This window comes from Flavobacterium tructae, assembly GCF_002217475.1.
Classification (GTDB): Bacteria; Bacteroidota; Bacteroidia; order Flavobacteriales; family Flavobacteriaceae; genus Flavobacterium; species Flavobacterium tructae.
Window position 1 is genome coordinate 1 of record NZ_MUHH01000080.1, and the last position, 925, is coordinate 925.

General features: G+C 36.3%; 1 protein-coding gene. It reads right to left on the minus strand.

Annotated features, from left to right (window positions below):
* The coding region (locus tag B0A80_RS20385) for an AMP-binding protein (protein ID WP_233430795.1) at nucleotides 1–920 on the minus strand (920 nt) is incomplete at its 3' end.
* Nucleotides 921–925: the final 5 nt, after the last annotated feature.

A 925-nucleotide genomic window follows, 5' to 3' on the forward strand; every position in this document is an offset into this window, starting at 1 on the left:
ATCTGCGTGTTGGCAATAGGCTTACCAATTGGGATACTACTATGTGTTATTTTATCAATATTGTATACAGCTGAAAATGTAGTATTCTCCGTAGGGCCATAACCATTGATAATATGAAGGTCAGGGTAAATCTCTATTAACTTATTTGTATAATTAAACATGACTATATCCCCACCTACTAATAAATATCTCAGACATTCAAATACTGATATATCATTTTCTGCTATCTGATGAAACCACGAAGCTGTCATCCATAATGTGTTCACTCCATTATCTGCGATGAGTTGTTTTAATTTATCCGTACTTAATAAAGTATCTGTATTAACTAGTACTAATTGACCTCCATTTAATAATGTACCAAAAAATTCAATGGTAGTGGCATCAAAAGAAATAGATCCCGTTGGAAGCCAAACTGTATCCGAATTTAAAACTATATAATCACAATTTTTGCATAAATTAATAATGTTACCGTGTGTAATGGTTACCCCTTTAGGATTACCTGTTGTTCCCGATGTATACATAACATAAGCCAGATTATCCGCAGACAAAACATCTACAGGTTTCTCTGAAGAAAAACCTGAAATAATATCCCAGTCACTATCCAGTGATAAAACAGATAAGCCTGTTCTCTCATTGACTACTTTTGAAGATGATGAACTACTCAGTACCAAACCAATACCACCATCTTCAAGTATATAATCTATACGGTCTTTGGGATAACTAGGATCGACAGGCACATACGCCCCTCCTGATTTCAAAATACCCATAATACCAATGAGCATCTCTAAACTACGCTCAAGGCAGATACCGACCAAAGCATCAGGTACTACGCCCTGATCCCTGAGATAATGAGCCAATTGGTTCGACTTATTATCCAGTTCCCTGTAGCTTAACTCCTCTCCCTGATAAACAACAGCCACAGCAT